Raw genomic sequence first — 17700 nt, 5'->3', positions numbered from 1 at the left:
TAAAGCACGCACTTGAGGGGGTGATGCTCGTTATTACTGGGTTACAGACGGCGTCACGGAAAAAACATATCAATACATTATGACGGAGGAGAATGTTTATGAGTCAAACAAAGAAATGGCTGAGCGCAGGAGTTGCAGTTGCTGCAGTCCTGTCTCTGGCCGCTTGCTCTAATTCCAAGAGCAGTTCAAGCAGTTCCAATAGCACAGCTACTAAAATCAAGATGTCACCAGCCTATAAGAACACCGCAAAGGCAACTAAAGCTGGTAACAACAGTACCCTGAAGGTTGCCGAAGTTAACGACGCCCCATTTGAAGGGATCACTTCCCCAACCATTGCTACCAACGCTGAAGATTCCGATGTCTTCGCACCAGGCGGTTCAGGCAGTCTGTTCAACGTTGACAACAACTACAAGATTGTCGATGGTGGGCTGGCTAACCTGAAGCTGAGTCGCAGCGCCAAGACTGCTACCATCACTCTGCGTAAGAATGCTAAGTGGTCTAACGGCAGCAAGGTTACCGCTAAGGACGTTGAGTACCCATACGAAATCATTGCTAACAAGGACACGGTTTCCCAGCAATACTCATCCGACTATGAAAACATCAAGGGGATGGCAGCATATCACGCTGGCACCGCCAAGACCATTTCTGGGATCACTTTCCCAGATGGCCCTAACGGCTCCAAGGTGGTTATCCACTTCGACCACATGACGCCTGCTATGCAGTTCTCTGGGAACTCATTCATTTGGACGACCGTTGAACCATACGAATACATCAAGAACGTCCCAATCGCTAAGCTTGCTTCAGCACCACAGGTTCGGAAGAACCCAATCTTCACTGGCCCTTACAAGCTGGATAAGGTTGTTCAAGGTGAAAGTACTAGTTGGTCACCTAACAAGTACTACTACGGCAAGAAGCCAAACATTAAGCACATCACCATTCAGGTCGTATCAGCAAACAACATCACGGCCGCTCTGAAGGCTAAGAAGTACGACTTCACTGTTGGTAGTGCACCATCAAGTCAGTACCCAACACTTAAAAAACTGAAGACCTACTCCATCACTGGTTTACCAGCCATGGCATACGGCTACTTCGGCTTTAACCTTGGGCACTACGACACCAAGACCGGCAAGAACGTCATGGACAAGAACGCCAAGATGGGCAACAAGAACCTCCGTCAGGCCATGATGTACGCTCTGAACCTTGACGCTGTTTACAAGAAGCTTGGTAATGGGGTTGCATGGCGTGGTAACACCCTGATTCCACCAATCTTCAAGGAATACAACGATGCTAAGGCTAAGGGCTTCCCTTACAACATGAACAAGGCTAAGAAACTGCTGGACGACGCAGGCTACAAGAAGCGTAACGGCAGCAAGTGGCGTAGCGATCCTAAGGGCAAGAAGCTCGTTATCTACTTCGGTGCTATGTCTAGTTCCGCAGCTACTGAAGCGCGTTACCAGAACGACCTGCAGCAGTGGCACAAGCTGGGTCTGAACGTCAAAATGACGTCTGGCAAGCCAATGGAAATGAACAGCTTCTACTCAACTCTGCAGGCTCCTAAGCAGAACAAGATGGACATCTTCAACGCTGCATGGTCCACAAGTTCTGAGCCTACACCAACCCAGATTTACGGCGAGACTGCTCCTTACAACATGGGTCACTTTGTTTCCAAGCGTAACACTCAGCTCATGAACAACATGAACAACAGCAAGGCTTGGAATGCTAAGTACCGTAAGAACCAGTTCTACAAGTGGCAGGAATACATGAACGACCAGGCTGCATACGCTCCTGACAACTTCTACATGTCCTACACACCAGTTAACCACCGTGTTAAGGGCTACGATACTAGTGCCAAGAACAACAACTTCTGGGGCGGTCTATCTCTGACCTCTGCTAAGCAGAAGTAGTTTCCAACACGTAACTGAGTAACACAAAGATTGATATTTCCGCAAAAGGGCGCCCAGAAATGGGGGCCCTTTTGTGTGCACAGAGGTACCGTAACGTGTGCATGTTGCGCTGATGGCAAAAGCCGGTGAATCTCGCAACGTTCGTGTCTGCGCCCTTGTCGTGAAACGCCAGGCGTGTTAGACTTGCAAACAAACTTAAGAAAGAAGGACTACTTGTGAGTAATTGGGATACGAAGTTCGCGCGTCGCGGTTTCACATTTGATGATGTTTTGCTTATTCCAGCGGAGAGCCACGTTTTACCGAATGAGGTGAACCTGACTACGCAACTTGCACCAAACATTAAATTAAACGTCCCAATTATCAGTGCCGGGATGGATACGGTCACTGAGAGTAAAATGGCAATCAGTATGGCCCGTCAAGGCGGCCTTGGTGTCATTCACAAGAACATGTCCATCGAGGCCCAGGTTGAGGAAGTTGCTAAGGTCAAGCGTGCCGTTAACGGTGTGATTGGCGATCCAGTTTACCTCACCGCTGACCGCACCGTTAAAGATGCGGCTGACCTGATGGACGCGGAACACATCTCCGGTGTGCCGATTGTTGCTGGTCCTGACGACAAGCATTTGGTCGGGATCATCACCAACCGGGACCTGCGTTACGTTGGCGATATGTCCGTCGACATTGCTAGCGCCATGACCGACGAGGTTGTCAGTGCACCACTCGGCACGACACTTGAAGCCGCTGAGAAGTTGTTCCAGGCGCACAAGATCGAGAAGCTGCCACTGGTTGATAAGAACGGCTGCCTCGCTGGTCTCATCACCATCAAGGATCTGGAACAGCTCAACAAGTACCCGAACTCTGCTAAGGATGACAAGGGCCGCCTGCTCGTTGCCGCTGCCGTTGGGGTCACCAGTGACACCTTCGACCGTGCTGCTGGTTTGCTCAACGCGGGTGCTGACGCTATCGTGATCGACACTGCGCATGGTCACTCCGCTGGGGTGCTCCGCAAAATCGCCGAGATTCGCGCCCACTTCCCAAAGGCAACCCTGATTGCCGGGAACGTTGCGACTGCTGAAGGCGCCCGGGCACTGTACGAGGCCGGCGTTGATGTTGTCAAAGTCGGGATCGGCCCTGGCTCCATCTGCACAACGCGGATTGTTGCCGGTGTCGGTGTGCCTCAGCTGACCGCGGTTTACGACGCGGCTAGTGTTGCCCGTGAACTCGGTAAGACCATCATTGCCGATGGCGGCATCAAGTACTCTGGTGACATCGTCAAGGCTTTGGCTGCCGGTGGGAACGCCGTAATGCTCGGTTCCATGCTTGCCGGGACTGACGAAGCACCTGGTCGCATGGAATTCTTCAACGGCCGCCGTTACAAGACCTACCGCGGCATGGGTAGTCTTGGCGCAATGGAAATGGCCCACGGTTCTAAAGATCGTTACTTCCAGTCTGGTGTCAACGAAGCTAACAAGCTGGTTCCTGAAGGTATCGAAGGCCGGGTTGCCTACAAGGGCGCTGTCGGCGACGTTATTTTCCAAATGGTCGGCGGCCTGCGTTCCGGTATGGGTTATGTCGGCGCACCTGATCTGCAGACGCTTGCTAACGATGCGCAGTTCATGCAAATTTCTGGCGCCGGCCTGCGGGAAAGTCACCCGCACGACGTTCAGATCACCAAGGAAGCACCTAACTACTCAGTCAAGTAAATTCATTGACAATTTAGATACTATCAAACTGGTTTCTGCGGTTGCAGAGACCAGTTTTTTTGCGTTTTTCCGGCAATGGACAGCACAAACAGTTTTTGCAAAAGCAATTGTGGCTTACAGATAAGCGGGAATTGTATTCAGTTTGGTGAAACTAAATTACAGCCTAAATTAGTGCCAGATTAAGCAATTGTTAGCCATACCGAATATCACCAATTGCTTAAATTGAAGAACACAAATGCCCGTCCGTGGGCAAAAGGGCTCCTAGTTGATGCGTAAACACAACAAAATACGGATAAAACTGAGCGCCCACTCAAAAAGTGCTTGCCTTTCTGAAAAATGCTAGTATAGTGGTCTTTGGAAATAGTTGAGCGAGCGCCCAACTAAAAAGCGATTAATTAGCTGATTGTCCAGGAAGCCCTCGGGGTTGAAGTTAGTTCAAGTTGTGATTGGCCGCTGCGGTTAAATCACGGTTCAAACTTGTGCGCACGCCTGCACGGTCACCGAATTTCTAAGCCAATAGGAAAGAGGTATTCATCATGTCTGATGAAACGAAGAAGAAAGCAATCACCGCAACGGATACAGGGGCCGGGACTAGTCTTGATGAAGTCAACGGTTCCATCGAAGTACCAAAGAACGCTGGGTTCTGGCGGACGTTCAAAGCCTTCATGGGCCCTGGGGTGCTGATTGCCGTTGGGTACATGGATCCAGGTAACTGGATCACCTCCATCGCCGGTGGTGCGCAGTACCGTTACCAGCTGCTGGCAGTTGTCCTGATTTCAAGCCTGATTGCGATGTTATTGCAGTCAATGGCGGCCAAATTGGGCATCGTCACTGGGCAAGACCTTGCCCAACTGACCCGGACCCACACCGGTAAGGTCGGTGGGTTCCTGCTCTGGATTGTTGCCGAACTAGCAATCATGGCGACCGATATCGCTGAAATCATTGGTTCCGCGATCGCGATCAAGTTACTGTTCGGAATTCCCATCATTGTCGGGATCGTCATCACGGCGTTGGACGTTTTGCTCTTGCTGCTGCTCATGAAGCTCGGCTTCCGCAAAATCGAAGCAATTGTTGCCACCCTGGTTGCGGTCATTCTGATTGTCTTTGCTTACGAAGTTTTCCTCGCTGAGCCAAGCATTACCGGCATTTTGAATGGTTACATTCCGTCTAGTAGCATCGTTACTAACCACGGCATGCTGTACCTGACCCTCGGGATCGTTGGGGCGACGGTTATGCCCCATGATTTGTACTTGGGGTCATCAATTTCCCAAACCCGGCAGGTCAACCGGAAGAACCGCAAGGAACTGGCCCAGGCCGTTCGCTTCTCGACCATTGACTCCAACCTGCAGTTGTTCATTGCCTTCATCGTTAACAGTCTGCTGCTGATTCTGGGTGCTGCACTCTTTTACGGCAAGACGACTTCACTGGGCCGGTTCGAGGAACTGTTCAATTCCCTCAACAACCCAGCAATTGTCGGCGCAATTGCCAGCCCAATGCTGAGTATGCTTTTCGCCATCGCGCTGCTGTCATCAGGGCAGAGTTCCACCATCACTGGTACCCTGGCTGGGCAAATCGTTATGGAAGGATTCGTCCGGATCAAGGCCCCACTGTGGTTGCAGCGCCTGATCACGCGGCTACTGTCCGTATCACCAGTTCTGGCTTTTGCCATCATTTACCACGGTAATGAAGCCAAAATTGAAAACTTACTGACCTTCTCCCAGGTGTTCCTGAGTGTTGCGCTGCCGTTTGCGGTCGTGCCGCTGGTTATCTTCACCAGCAGTAAGAAGCTGATGGGTGAGTTTGCCAACAAGATGTGGGTCAAAATCTGCTCATGGACTGCCACGGTCGTGCTGGTCATCTTGAACGTCTACCTGATTTTGCAGACGATCGGAATTTTGCAGTAAACTAGACGCGGATAATATTGAGCAAGCGGAAGTTGACTGCGGCGCACGCCACAGTCAATTTTTGCAAAATGGCTATTAATTAGGTGCCGCTAACGGAGGCAAGATTCAAAATGAAAAACACGGAACGAAGCGAACATCAACGCGACAGCATACTAGACGTTGCGCGGAACATGTTTGCCGCCAAGGGTTTTGAAGCAACTACCACCCGGGAAATAAACAAGGAACTAGGGATTGCCGACGGGCTGCTTTACTACTACTTCCCGCACGGTAAGCAGGAAATCCTTGATACCATCGTGCACCAGGGCATCGCCGAGCGGGTCAACGACATCCAGATCAATTTCGCGGATGCACAGAGCGTCGGGGAACTGGAACTGCAGTTGATGGACTTCTTCGACCGCATCTGGCGCCTGTTTTCCAGTGATGATAATTACGAATCATTCATCATCACGATTCGCGAGCGGATGTTGCTGTCGGACGACGAGTCGAGCTGGCTGAGCGTCATCACCGAGCACATCCAAAATAATATCGGCCACGCGCTGGAAGACGTAGCCGACATCGTGGATTGTGATCAGACCGAGGTCATGACGATGGCGGCCATCATCATGTCGATTTTCCAGCGGACGCTGTATGATGTCTTGCTGGTCAAAAACCAGCGGGAGGTCAGCATGGCGACGCGGACGATGGTGCAGGGCGAGATTCACTTCTTACTGAATAAGTAGTACTGAGGCAAGTATCTATTGAGGTGCTTGCCTTTTTGTTCCTGTGGGGCACCGGCAGCGGGCGCATTTACCGCCGCTCCGCCGCTGGGAGTGACTAGGCCCGCCGGGGGCCGCGTTTGGACCTCGCCAAACCCGCGAGTTTCAACGCTGAACTACGAGCCCGCCGTGTTTTCTGTCCGGCCACGGTTAACTTGCAGTTGAGCCGCTATCCTCCTTAGCGGTCTCTCCGTTCTCCCTGATAATTAGTAGCTGAGCCCAAACCCGGGGCTCAACTACTAATTATCATTTCGGATCGGTCACTCCCCTCGGCTGCGCTCTGGTAAAGGCCCCCGCTGCCTACTTGGCGCTTCTGGACTTCAGCATGAATACAAGCCGACTTGGTGTCGATTGAATAGTGATTATCATTAGTTGGATACTGCTTAACTAATATCTAAACCAGGATTAGGCAGGATGATTGCTTTATCGATGGACGGCAAATTAACGGCAAGAATAATCATCACATCTTCACAGGCTGGGACGAAAGATCGATTGTAAACTAGTACAGCTACTGTAGGGTGGCACGCGCCTCTCCTGTAGTGAAGCCGCTGGGAGGGACTTTGCCGTCGCGATTGGTAGCGTGGTTTTCGCTACCAATCGGGGAGAGCGGAGAGACCGCCAGTGCGATTACAGTAGTTATGCAAGTTTACCGTGGCTGGTGCGTAAATAAAGCGGGCTCGGAGATCAGGGGAAAGACTTGCACGCTTTTCGCAAGGCTTTAACCCGGCCCCGGCAAACCTTTGTCCCTCCAAGCGGCGTAACGGAAGGAGATGCGCCTGCCACCCGGGCTCTTATAGCGGCGGTAAATGCGCCCGTTGCCGGCAGCATAGCACCCAATTTTGCTGCAAAATTGCGAATGACACCTTAACCTTCTCCTAAACTAACTGCCAATATGCACATCACGACCTTAGTCTGATACACTTAAAGGATAAATACTGCGCACTATGCAGATAACAGCGAGGACGCAAACAATGAAAATTCTAATTGTAGATGACGATAAAGAAATTGTTGAATTGCTAAGCATTTACGCCACCAATGAGGGCTACGAACCCATCCCGGCGTACTCCGGTAAGGAAGCCATGACCAAGCTGGCTACAAACCCGGATATCGACCTAATGATTTTGGACATCATGATGCCGAATATGTCCGGTATCGACGTCGTGAAGGCCGTGCGCAAAGACAGCCAGATCCCGATCATTATCGTGTCCGCCAAGACCGGCGACATGGATAAGATTCAGGGCCTCATCACTGGTGCCGACGACTACGTGACCAAGCCGTTCAACCCACTAGAGGTCATGGCCCGCGTGAAGAGCCTTTTGCGCCGGAGTAAGAATCAGGTCAAGTCTGACACGCCCGACGTGCTGGAAGTCGGCCCCCTCAAAATCACTAAGGACAGCCACGAAGTCGTGACTCTGACTGGGAAGCAGATTCAGTTGACCGCGCTGGAATTTGGCATTTTGTACCTGCTGGCCAGCCACCCGAACCGAGTCTTTTCTGCCGACGAGATTTTTGAACGCGTTTGGCAGCAAGAGTCCATCGTGTCCGCAAAGACGGTCATGGTGCACGTCTCCCACCTGCGCGATAAAATTGAAGAGGCAACTGACGGCGAGAAGGTCATTGAGACCGTCTGGGGTGTTGGCTACAAGGTCGAGGCATAATTCATGGGCAGCGAGAAGATTCGCCTGACCACCAAGGAGAAGTCGGAACTCCTGATCGAGGGCATAGTGACGGTCATCCTGCTGCTCCTGCTTAATTTTGCCATCGTCGTGATGATTAACCAGATGATTGCGGCGAGCCGTGAGTGGCAAAGCGCCATCTGGACCATTAAAACGACCATTACTTTTGGTCCGAATAGCTCCCACCTGTGGAGCTGGCAGCACTTGTTCATCTTCTTGATGATTTTTGCCGACGCCATTGTTGTGTACTGGCGGCTCATCCGGCGCTACCGGCAGATGCAGATGCGCCACGTTATCAGCGAGCTGCACTACATCGCCGAGGGACATCTCAACCACCGGATTCAGCTCGCGGTCAATCCCGACCTGCAGCGTGTGGTGACCAGCATTAACGCGCTGGTTGATTCGACCGTGCGCTCCATGGAAGAGGAACGCAAAATTGAATCTAGTAAGGACGAGCTGATCACGAATGTTTCCCACGATATTCGGACACCATTAACCTCCATCATTGGCTATTTAGGCCTGATCGAGGACAATCAGGCCAGCAGTGAGGCTGATGCGCGCAAGTACGTGCATACCGCCTTCCTCAAGGCTAAGCAGATGAAGGTCCTGGTTGAGGATCTGTTTGAGTACACCAAGGTGCGCTCGACGACCACGAAGCTGACCACCGACAAGTTCGACATGGCTGCGATGCTGGAACAACTAGCCGCCAGTTTTGAATTGGAAGGTCAAAAGCAGGGGCTGGAGTTTGAAGTGCAAGCCAACCCGAACCCCCTGATGATGGAGGCCGACACTGAAAAGCTAGGCCGGGTCTTCAACAACTTGATTGTGAACGCCTTTAAATACGGGCATGGCGCCAAGCACATCTACCTGACCGCTAAGCAAGAGGGCGACGAGGTCGAAGTGCGCGTCGCAAATGATGGGGAACAGATTCCCAACCAGTCTTTAAGCCAGCTCTTTGACCGTTTTTATCGGGTCGAGGAGAGCCGGTCAAAAGCGACCGGTGGTTCCGGACTCGGTTTGGCCATTGCCCAGAGTATTGTGCGGTTGCACGGGGGCTACATTTACGCTGAATCCACCCCCGAGCTGACCAGTTTTGTGATGCATCTACCCGTGAAGATGGGCACGACCTTAAAGCGACCAGATAAACAGCCAGCAGCTAACTAAAAAGATGTTTAGCAAACAAGTTAGTTCTAAAAAGTTGATAATAAAATAACGCTTTTGCTGAGCAACTATTAATTGATAAATAACGTAGCGGGAATTAGGTATTGGTTGCCTGATTCCCGCTACGTTGCGTTTTACCGGGTTCCATTAAGCAAATTTTTGTTAGATTGGTTCGTAGTGTCGCGTGGTAAAAATGCTATACTTGCAGTGAATGTTGTGATTATAACTAAAATCAAGGAGGCAGCTTATGAAGGCAATTGTAATTGAACACGCTGGCGGTCCAGAAGCGTTGCAGCTGAAGGAGGTCCCCACACCCCAGGTCAAGCCGGGCTGGAGTTTGGTTAAGGTTAAGGGTTTTGGCATTAACCGCTCCGAGATTTTTACCCGCAACGGGGAGTCACCAACGGTTAAGTTTCCGCGGATTCTAGGCATTGAATGTGTTGGTGAGGTTGCCGACACGACGGACGCCGCGCACCTACCAGTTGGCCAGAAGGTCGTCAGCATCATGGGCGGCATGGGTCGGGCCTTTGATGGTGGCTACGCCGAGTATGCACTGCTGCCCAACAAACAGATCTACCCGGTCACAACCAAGCTGAGCTGGGCCGAGCTCGCGGCGGTTCCTGAAACTTACTTTACGGCGTACGGTTCCCTGTTTAACGCCCACATCCAGACTGCTAAGACGCTGCTGGTTCGCGGCGCAACCAGTGGGGTCGGCAGTGCGGCCATCAAGTTAGCCAAGGCAATCAATCCCGCCGTCAAAATCGCCGGGAGCACGCGCTCAGAAGCTAAGTTTGCAGAGCTGAAGCAGATTGGCTGCGACGAGCCGGTGGTGGATAGTGATGGTGCAGTGCAAACGGCCGCGCATTTTGACGCGATTCTTGAACTGGTTGGCGCCAAGACTTTGACGAATTCACTGCAGCACCTGCAGCCGCGGGGTTACTGCTGCCTAATTGGCGGTTTGGGGGATGAGTGGACGATAAAAGATTTCGACCCCTTTGTCATCCCGTCCGGGGGCAGCTTGACGAGCTTCGGTTCGGGCTTTGAGGTCACGGAAGCGAAGTTTAACGACATGCTCCAATTGATCGAGGATCATCACATTGATGTTAAGCCGACCAAGACCTTTGACCTGGCCCACACTGCAGATGCCCAGGCGGCACTGGATCAGCCGGGTAGTTTCGGCAAGGTCGTCGTTTTGCCCTAATTAATTTGTTGATGGAAGTCCCGACTGCTGCTGCGGCGGGACTTTTTGCTGCCAAAATTTTCCGGATTGGTGACTAGTTCTTAATTTTGCTAATGATGTTGGTGAAAGTTTAAGGATGCAATGGGGAGCGGTTTCTGGTAACGCGGCGCCATGTGCGGCATAATATAAGTTGTCTGTTACATAATATAAATTGAAATCGAGGATTTTCATCATGAAGAGATTCTTCCGCGCAATTATCGCCACGCTTGCAGCCGTGACCATGGCAGCGACCGTTAGCCCGGCTTTTGCGGCCAATGCCGCCACGAGTACTGGTTCGGTGACCAACAGCCTAGACGTGGACGCCAAGGCTGCCATCGCCATTGACGCCAATAGTGGCAAGGTGCTCTACGCCAAGAACGCTAAGCAGGTGCTGCCGATTGCGTCAATGTCCAAGCTGATCACGGTTTACCTGCTACTCCAAGCAATCAAGCAGGGTAAGGTTAAGTGGACCGACCGGGTAACTCCCGACAAGGAAATCTACAAGATCAGTCAGGACCGTAGTCTCTCCAACGTGCCGCTGCGGCAGGACAAGTCCTACACCGTCCGTGAACTATACCAGGCAACACTGATTTACTCCGCAAACGCTGCGGCAATGATGCTCGGTGACATTGTGGCCGGCAACGAGAACAAGTTTATCGACATGATGAACGCGCAAGTCAAAAAGTGGGGCATCAACGACGCCACGATTGTTAACGCCAATGGCCTGAGCAACTCCGCACTCGGCAGTTACATCTACCCAGGTAGTGGTAAGAATGGTGAAAACGTGATGACGGCCGCCGACATGGCAACGGTCGCCCAGCACCTGCTCAAGGATTATCCGGAAGTGCTGCAGACGACCAGCATCGCGAATAAGACTTTCCGCGCTGGGACATCAGACGCAACCAAGATGCCCAACTGGAACTTCATGCTCAAGGGCCTCGTCGCAGCGCAGCCCGACCTTAATGTAGATGGTCTCAAAACGGGGACGACCGACACGGCTGGTGACTGTTTCACCGGGACTGCGACCGAAAACGGTGAGCGGATTATTACCGTTGTTCTGCACGCTGGTGGCACCGGCACCACGAAACGGTTCGTGCAGACCGCTAAGCTGATGCGCTGGACCTTCAACAACTGGCAGAAGATGACAGTCATTAAGGCTGGGAGCACTGTTGCTGGCCACAAAACAATCGCCGTTAATAAGGGCAAGCAAGAAACCGTACCCCTGGTTGCCAGCAAGACCGTCACCACAATGGTTCCGGCCGGCACGAGCAAGAGTGATGTGCAGTTGAACTACAAGGCCAAGAGCACGAGCCTCAATGCACCAAGCCAAAAGGGCACTACGGTTGGGAACATCGACGTGCACGTCAAGGGGGATGACCTCGGTTACCTTGACGGCAAGGCATATGACCAAGTGCCAGTTAAGACGACCCAGACCGTTGAGAAGGCCGGCTTCTTCCGGCTGATTTTCCGCGGGATTGGCGACTTCTTCAGCAATTTATTTTAAATAGCCACGAGTAAACGGCCCTGACCGCTGCGTTAAGCAGTGATCAGGACCTTTTTTGAGTGCGGGGAAGTTTCACGTGAAACTGACTAGCTTATTTTGCCAACGCAGTTAGGAAGGCTTTGTTGAAAGCGGGGATGTCCTTAGGCTCGCGGCTAGTAATCAAGTTGCCATCGATCACCACGGGTCGGTCTTCAACACGAGCGCCGGCATAGTAAAGGTCGGGCTGGACGGTGAGGTAGGCGGTCATGGTGCGGCCGTGGACCAAGCCGGTTTGAATCATCAATTGCGGGCCGTGGCAAGGTGCCGCGGTGAGCTTGTTGCCCAGCAGGAAGTGCCTGGTGAAATCAACGAAGCGCTGATCAGCGCGCAGTTGGTCGGGCGAGAAACCGCCGGGGATGAAGAGGACGTCAAAGTCTTCTGGGGTGACATCGGTAATTGCGCGGTCAATCTTGATAGTTGTGCCGTGCTTACCAGTGACGGGAGTTTGGGCAAAACCAATCACGGTAACATCATGGCCAGCGTCCCGCAGTGCCTGTACCGGATTGACGAATTCAACGTCTTCGACCAGGTCAGTAACAACAACTGCAATTTTCTGCATTAGTAATTCCTCCTTTGTTTGTAGGCCCATTATTACGTGCGGACGGCAATGAAACAATAACGCACTTTTTTGTGCCTTATAAATTGTGTGAAGGGCCGGACTAAAACCATATAGAGTTACGGAGCTCCGACTGAGTCCGACATGCCGGTTAATTACTTCTAAAGTCTGGCCGACCTGCTTGCCAGTTTGGCGTCACTAAGTTATTATTTTGGCTTACAAAGTAACAAACGTCGGCCGTTAATACATGAGGGGGATCAAGATGACTGATACCATTAGAAGTTACGCCCGTGCAAAAATTCAGCGTAAGAATTTTGATTGTGCCAAAGAATACACCCTGTCAATGTTTTCGGGGAAGTACAAAATCGTGATCATCTACCATTTGGCTCATGACGGCACGCTACGCTTTAACGCAATTCAGCGCCTACTTGATGATGCGACCCACAAAGTGGTCGCGCAGCAGCTGAAGGAATTGGTCGAGGACGGATTGGTCACACGGCGGGTTGAAGTTATCAATAACCGGCAGGCGGTGTACTATGATTTGACCGCGACCGGCCAAAGCCTAATGCCGATCGTCGAGGCAATGTTTAGCTGGGGCAAGGACCGCTTGGCGGTTCTACAACTACAAACGGACTTCAGATTGACGTAAACCTCCGGGATTCCACGCCTGTACGGCTTCGCATCCAAATTAGATATTTAATGGGCGCTAACACAGGATTTGTAAAGCACTAAAGGATTTGCTAAGCCAAAATGCAGCCGCTTGCAAAGCGCCCAACAATAGTTCACAATCCACCGTATTAGTACTGAAGGGGGAACTATATTTTGGATTATTTTGACATTACGCCGCGGGGACTGGCGGCGTTGAAGAAGGAACTAGCCGCTTGCCACGAAAAGCATCCGGAGTACATTAAGCGGGTAGCAGCGGCCGCTGCGTTAGGCGACCGTTCCGAAAACACCGAGTACACCGAGTCCAAACGGGATTTGCGGCACCTAGAAAGCCGCATGCGCTTTTTGGACAAACAGATTCGCTACGGTCAGGTGGTCAAGGTACAGGATGACGGCGTGGTTGATCTGGGCAAAACGGTGCAGATCAATTTTGAAGGCGACGACCCTGAGGACACGGAGACTTACCATATTGTTGGCCCGGCGGAAGCTGAAACTGAGGCAAATAATCTGACTAGTGTCTCACCACTTGGCGCCGCACTGCTACAGCACCGTGCCGGTGATACGGTGCAGGTGCAGGCACCAGCTGGTAGTTATGACGTCACGATCAAGGACGTACATGTGACGGAATAGAGGGCAGAGTGTCCTGGGCAGCTGTGCTATAATTAACAAGAATGTCTAAGCAAAGCTGGATAGAGGAGACACACCCATGGCAATTTCACTAACTGCATGCATTTTGTTACTCAAAGAGCACCATTTGCTCAAGAGCAGCGCCGTTCAGAGCGAATCTGCGGAGCTGATGACCGGGATAGCATATGATTCCCGCAAGGTTGAGGGCCCAACCCTCTTCTTCTGCAAGGGGACCAAGTTTCGTCCGATCTATCTGTCGATGGCTAAAGATAAGGGGGCAACGACTTACGTTGCCGAGAAGCCTTATGTTGAAGGCAACGGCCTCAACGCGCTGATTGTCAGCAACATTACTAAAGCGATGTCCATTTTGAGTGCGGCATTTTACGAATTTCCGCAAGATGATCTGCACGTCATCGCGTTCACGGGGACCAAGGGCAAGACAACTTCCGCATACTTCACGCGCGGGATTCTTGAAGCTGCCCACCCGAAGCATGTTGCTCTGTTTTCCACGATTGACCGGATCGTGGGCCCGAACCCGGACCAGCGCTTCAAGTCTGACCTGACGACACCAGAAAGCATGGACTTGTTCCACGACATGCGGGCTGCGGTCGACAATGGCATGACCCACCTCGTGATGGAGGTCTCCAGCCAGGCTTACCTGCGCAACCGGGTGTTTGGCCTGACGTACGATGTCGGCTTCTTCCTAAACATCACGCCGGATCATATCGGGCCAAATGAGCACCCAACTTTTGCCAACTACCTGCACAACAAGCTGCAGCTGCTAGTTAACTCGCGGAAGGTCGTCATTAATGCCGAGACGGAGCACTTCGATGAAGTTTACGCCGCCGCGCGCACCACGACCTACCCGGACAGTATCTACCTCTTTGCGTCTGCTGGTTTCCAGCCCAAAGACCCGACTCTGCCAATTGATTTCCGTTTTGACAGTTCCGAGGCCGACTTGGCAACCAGCAAGTTCACGCTGATTCCAATTACGGACAAAGCCGTTGAACTTAACATCGGCGGTCAGTACACACTGGAACTGATTGGTGATTACAACGAAAGCAACGCTACCGCAGCGATTATCGGTGCCGGCTTGTCCGGCGTTGACGCAACCACGGCGGCAACGGGCATTCGCGACGTCAAAATTCCCGGCCGGATGGAATCCGAAACGGTTCCCGGCCACGGGCACGTTTACGTTGACTACGCGCACAACTACGCTAGCATGAAGGCGCTCCTCAGCTTTCTGAACGCTGAGTACAACAATCCGCGTATTCGCGTTGTGATTGGTGCCCCTGGCGACAAGGGTGTTTCGCGGCGAGCCGATTTTGCTAAGGTCCTGAACGAATACGCCGATGATGCCTACCTGACCACCGATGATCCTGGTTTTGAGAGCCCGGACGATATTGCTGACCAGATTGCAGAAGGCATTGATGACAAGCGGGTCAAGGTCCAGAAGGTTCTCGACCGGCGCGAAGCCATTAAGACTGCAATCAGTGAGAGCCATCCCGAAGACATCGTCGTTGTTGCCGGTAAGGGTGCTGACCCTTACCAGAAGGTTCGCGGCGTTGACACCCCATGGCCTAAGGATATGAATGTTGTCCGTGAGGTTGCAGCGGAGCTTAAAGCCGAGCAAAAATAGCAAATGCCGCGTCATTAATTGTCGGGAGGGGGCGTGACCTTGGTCACGCCCCCTTTGGTTTGCCTCGAAATGTGGTCGTTCCGCTTGGGGATGATGCATCGCGAGGACTGGAGGATTTTGTAATGCAACGTTTCTTCACCGTTATTGGCGGTATGGGTACTGCCGCAACTAATTCCTACGTGCGCCTGCTGACGCAGCGGACGGCGGCTCAAAAGGACCAGGATTACATGGATTATCTCTTGGTCAACCACGCCACCGTGCCGGACCGGACGACTTACATTCTTGACCACGGGCAACCCAGCTTCTACCCCGCACTGCGCGAAGACGTGCTGCAGCAGAGCGAGCTACGTCCGGACTTCATGGTCATGGTCTGCAACACCGCGCATTACTTCTACAATGAGTTGAACGCGCTGACGGACGTGCCGCTGCTTCACATGCCCCACATCGCCGTCATGGAGATGTGTCGCCGCTATCCGCAGGCAAAACGGATCGGCTTGATTGCGACGAAGGGAACCATTGCGGACCATATTTACGAAGACGAGATCGAAGCTGCCGGGCGCGAGGTGACACTGGGTGACCAGCACGTGCGCGACATGGTGATGGAACTCATTTACGATGACATCAAGGAAAAGGGCCAGGTCGATGGTAAATTGTTTGCGGAAATTTTGCGCATTATGCGGGATGATTTCGGCGCCGAAGCTATCGTTCTCGGCTGCACCGAATTGTCCCTTGCTAACGAAATGGCTCCCCAGCCGGATTACGAGTTGGTTGATCCGCAAAGTATTATTGTCGACAAGACCTTGATGCTGGGTCAAGCATTTCGTGATAGTGTGGCGGCTGGTAAGCATTTGCTGGCCGACGTGATTGCTGGTCGTAAATAAACCAAATAAACAAAATGAACAAAAGTAGCCCCGCTGATTTTACAATCAAAATCAGCGGGGCTATTAATTTATACATATAAGTAATTATAAACATGAACAATAACAAGCATTCTGCTTTCATAATTTTCAATTACAGGGGCTGATTGGTACCATCGCAAATTGTCTATACCAACCGCTGCAAGCCCCGCAACACCGCCATTAGGGGATTTAACCATCTTTGATTGGTACCCACTGTGACACTTAGATGCGTCACGAAAATGGTACCCATAAATATTATCATCGTGGTACCATTGCATAAAGCCTGATTTAAAGGCGTTTGTGAGCAATTGGTACCTTTTTTATAGCTTTTAATTATCATATTTTCATTGTCCACAAAGGTTGCAGTAGCAACATTTACTTGCAAAAGCGCCAATGATAGAAATAGCGCTTACAAAAATAGTTGAGATATTTTTGTCAGCTTATATACCAAAAAGTATTTACAAGCATAAAACATGCTCGCATACTAGCACCATGTGATGACAAACCGCATTAATCCAGGAAATATCTAGAGGCAAGCCGCATTTGTAGCCCGCTTATTTACGCATATACCAATAATGAAAGCTGCCACTGAAAGTGTTGTTTTTTGAGATTGGTGTAGTTGACCTTGGAATAGTATGCGTTTACACTGACTTTGGTTGGTACCAATCGGGAGGTAATCAAAGTGGACAAGTCGGAGCAACCACTACATGAACAATTAGTGAGCCAGCTGCGGGAGCAGATCAGGACGAACATGGCCCCCCACAGTCAGATGCCCCCGGAGCGGGAGCTTGCCAAGCAATACGGGGTGAGCCGCAACACGGTCCGGTCAGCATTAGCCCGGCTCGAAATGCTCGGAATTATTTACCGGCGGCGCGGTCGGGGTACTTTTGTTGCGAACCCGCTGGCCCAGCCGACCAATCTCTCTGACACCTACAGTTTTACCGACCAGATGCTCGGTCAGGGCCGCGAGCCGTTTTCCAAGGTGCTCTACCTGCAAACCGCGCCGGCAACCAAGTACATTGGTGAGCAGCTAAATATCCCCATTGGCACTCCCACGTACAAGCTCAAACGCTTGCGGAGCGCGGATGGCATTCCGCTGATGGTCGAGCGCACCTTCCTGCCGGCGGACCGCTTTCCGAAACTTCGCGCCCAGGATGTTGAAGATACTGGGCTTTACGCGCTCATGAATGCGGAATATGATTCACCGATCGTGAACGCACGCGAGGCATTCTTCGCCAGCCTGATGCCCGATAAGGATGCGGAACTGCTGCGGGTGCCAAAAGGATCACCGAGCCTGAACGTGCAGCGGACGAGCACCGGTTTAAACGGTGAAATCGTTGAATTCACCTTGAGCGTGACCCGCGCCGACCAGTTCGTTTACCGAGTCCAGCACCACGTTCAGGATGGCACCACCACTTATTGAGCGGCACATAGCGTTAAAAAGCATTTCA

At 51.9% G+C, this 17700-nt stretch carries 15 protein-coding genes; 13 read left to right on the top strand and 2 right to left on the bottom strand.

The genetic code is table 11. The features are described 5' to 3' along the window. Window positions 1-98: 98 nt before the first annotated feature. From GN107_RS08285 to GN107_RS08255, 7 genes are all read left to right on the top strand, one after another. Window positions 99-1904 (top strand): oligopeptide ABC transporter substrate-binding protein, encoded by a 1806-nt coding sequence (locus GN107_RS08285; protein ID WP_155287340.1) that lies wholly within the window; start codon window positions 99-101, stop codon window positions 1902-1904. A 215-nt stretch (window positions 1905-2119) separates the two neighbouring features. Further along, window positions 2120-3604 (top strand): IMP dehydrogenase, encoded by a 1485-nt coding sequence (guaB, locus tag GN107_RS08280; RefSeq protein ID WP_155287339.1) that lies wholly within the window; start codon window positions 2120-2122, stop codon window positions 3602-3604. A gap of 536 nt (window positions 3605-4140) precedes the next feature. Then, window positions 4141-5508, top strand: a complete 1368-nt coding sequence (locus tag GN107_RS08275; RefSeq protein WP_155287338.1) for an Nramp family divalent metal transporter — start codon at window positions 4141-4143, stop codon at window positions 5506-5508. 110 nt (window positions 5509-5618) lie between these two features. Beyond that, a complete protein-coding gene (locus GN107_RS08270; protein ID WP_155287337.1) occupies window positions 5619-6227 on the top strand; it encodes a TetR/AcrR family transcriptional regulator in 609 nt (202 codons plus the stop codon). Window positions 6228-7234: 1007 nt separating this feature from the next. After that, on the top strand, window positions 7235-7921 hold the full coding sequence (croR, locus tag GN107_RS08265) for a response regulator transcription factor CroR (RefSeq protein ID WP_155287336.1): 687 nt from the start codon (window positions 7235-7237) through the stop codon (window positions 7919-7921). 18 nt (window positions 7922-7939) lie between these two features. Continuing rightward, window positions 7940-9103: a sensor histidine kinase gene (locus tag GN107_RS08260; protein WP_503826423.1), complete on the top strand. Its 1164-nt coding sequence runs from the start codon at window positions 7940-7942 to the stop codon at window positions 9101-9103. 244 nt (window positions 9104-9347) lie between these two features. Next, window positions 9348-10301, top strand: a complete 954-nt coding sequence (locus GN107_RS08255) for an alcohol dehydrogenase catalytic domain-containing protein (protein WP_155287334.1) — start codon at window positions 9348-9350, stop codon at window positions 10299-10301. Here GN107_RS08255 and GN107_RS08250 read toward each other — a convergent pair whose 3' ends face one another. Beyond that, window positions 10302-10514 (bottom strand): hypothetical protein, encoded by a 213-nt coding sequence (locus GN107_RS08250; protein ID WP_155287333.1) that lies wholly within the window; start codon window positions 10512-10514, stop codon window positions 10302-10304. Here GN107_RS08250 and GN107_RS08245 point away from each other — a divergent pair. Then, entirely contained in the window at window positions 10513-11823 is a 1311-nt protein-coding gene (locus tag GN107_RS08245; RefSeq protein WP_155287332.1) for a serine hydrolase, read from the top strand. The two genes, GN107_RS08250 and GN107_RS08245, sit on opposite strands and share 2 nt — an antisense overlap. Before the next feature lie 91 nt (window positions 11824-11914). On the opposite strand, the gene GN107_RS08240 is transcribed toward GN107_RS08245, so the two are convergent. Next, window positions 11915-12421, bottom strand: a complete 507-nt coding sequence (locus GN107_RS08240) for a type 1 glutamine amidotransferase domain-containing protein (protein ID WP_155287331.1) — start codon at window positions 12419-12421, stop codon at window positions 11915-11917. A 259-nt stretch (window positions 12422-12680) separates the two neighbouring features. Between GN107_RS08240 and GN107_RS08235 the strand changes: the two genes are divergently transcribed. The 5 genes from GN107_RS08235 to GN107_RS08215 all read left to right on the top strand — a co-directional run bounded on the left by GN107_RS08235 (window position 12681) and on the right by GN107_RS08215 (window position 17672). Next, entirely contained in the window at window positions 12681-13067 is a 387-nt protein-coding gene (locus tag GN107_RS08235; protein WP_155287330.1) for a winged helix-turn-helix transcriptional regulator, read from the top strand. A 170-nt stretch (window positions 13068-13237) separates the two neighbouring features. Continuing rightward, the gene (locus tag GN107_RS08230; RefSeq protein ID WP_196246296.1) at window positions 13238-13714 is read left to right on the top strand and encodes a GreA/GreB family elongation factor; all 477 of its coding nucleotides are present in this window, start codon (window positions 13238-13240) and stop codon (window positions 13712-13714) included. 76 nt (window positions 13715-13790) lie between these two features. Continuing rightward, on the top strand, window positions 13791-15350 hold the full coding sequence (locus tag GN107_RS08225; RefSeq protein WP_155287328.1) for a UDP-N-acetylmuramoyl-L-alanyl-D-glutamate--2,6-diaminopimelate ligase: 1560 nt from the start codon (window positions 13791-13793) through the stop codon (window positions 15348-15350). A 122-nt stretch (window positions 15351-15472) separates the two neighbouring features. After that, window positions 15473-16231: an aspartate/glutamate racemase family protein gene (locus GN107_RS08220; protein ID WP_155287327.1), complete on the top strand. Its 759-nt coding sequence runs from the start codon at window positions 15473-15475 to the stop codon at window positions 16229-16231. 700 nt (window positions 16232-16931) lie between these two features. Beyond that, window positions 16932-17672: a GntR family transcriptional regulator gene (locus tag GN107_RS08215; protein ID WP_155287326.1), complete on the top strand. Its 741-nt coding sequence runs from the start codon at window positions 16932-16934 to the stop codon at window positions 17670-17672. The last annotated feature ends 28 nt before the right edge of the window (window positions 17673-17700 follow it).

This window comes from Lacticaseibacillus zhaodongensis, assembly GCF_009687905.1.
GTDB lineage: Bacteria > Bacillota > Bacilli > Lactobacillales > Lactobacillaceae > Lacticaseibacillus > Lacticaseibacillus zhaodongensis.
The sequence above is the reverse complement of the archived record's forward strand: the minus strand, read 5'-3'. Positions and strand labels throughout refer to the sequence as shown.